Here is a 653-nt window from a genome sequence, read left to right as displayed (position 1 = left end):
TATAAAAAACTTGTTGACTTTTAAAAGTGAATGAGTTACAATGATTCTTGTCTTAAATGAATACAGTCTGGTAATGATGGCAGAGAGGCCACACCCGTTCCCATACCGAACACGGAAGTTAAGCTCTCTAGCGCCGATGGTAGTTGGGACCTTGTCCCTGTGAGAGTAGGACGTTGCCAGGCAAAATGGAGGATTAGCTCAGCTGGGAGAGCACCTGCCTTACAAGCAGGGGGTCGGCGGTTCGATCCCGTCATCCTCCACCATTTATGTCGGAGGGGTAGCGAAGTGGCTAAACGCGGCGGACTGTAAATCCGCTCCTTCGGGTTCGGCAGTTCGAATCTGCCCCCCTCCACCATTCTTAATTAATGGGCTATAGCCAAGCGGTAAGGCAACGGACTTTGACTCCGTCATGCGCTGGTTCGAATCCAGCTAGCCCAGCCATTAAGAGCCATTAGCTCAGTTGGTAGAGCATCTGACTTTTAATCAGAGGGTCGAAGGTTCGAATCCTTCATGGCTCACCATTTTTAATAAAATATGCGGGTGTGGCGGAATTGGCAGACGCACCAGACTTAGGATCTGGCGCCTTTGGCGTGGGGGTTCGACTCCCTTCACCCGCACTTTTAATAAAATATCTCATACATGTCTTGCGGAAG

General features: G+C 49.8%; 5 tRNA genes and 1 rRNA gene. All 6 read left to right on the top strand.

The annotated features are described in order from the left end of the window. Positions 1 to 66: 66 nt before the first annotated feature. A 5S ribosomal RNA gene (gene rrf / locus U860_RS0129065) occupies positions 67 to 182 on the top strand. Positions 183 to 187: 5 nt separating this feature from the next. Next, a tRNA-Val gene (locus U860_RS0129060) sits at positions 188 to 263 on the top strand. Positions 264 to 271: 8 nt separating this feature from the next. Next, positions 272 to 355 (top strand) — tRNA-Tyr (locus U860_RS0129055). Positions 356 to 366: 11 nt separating this feature from the next. Beyond that, positions 367 to 441 (top strand) — tRNA-Gln (locus U860_RS0129050). A 4-nt stretch (positions 442 to 445) separates the two neighbouring features. After that, positions 446 to 521, top strand: a tRNA-Lys gene (locus tag U860_RS0129045). A 15-nt stretch (positions 522 to 536) separates the two neighbouring features. After that, positions 537 to 617, top strand: a tRNA-Leu gene (locus U860_RS0129040). Positions 618 to 653 lie beyond the last annotated feature (36 nt).

It is taken from the genome of Bacillus sp. H1a (genome assembly GCF_000633475.1).
GTDB lineage: Bacteria > Bacillota > Bacilli > Bacillales > Bacillaceae_G > Bacillus_A > Bacillus_A paramycoides.
Note: the sequence above shows the minus strand (reverse complement) of the source record. Positions and strands in the feature narration are given on the sequence as shown.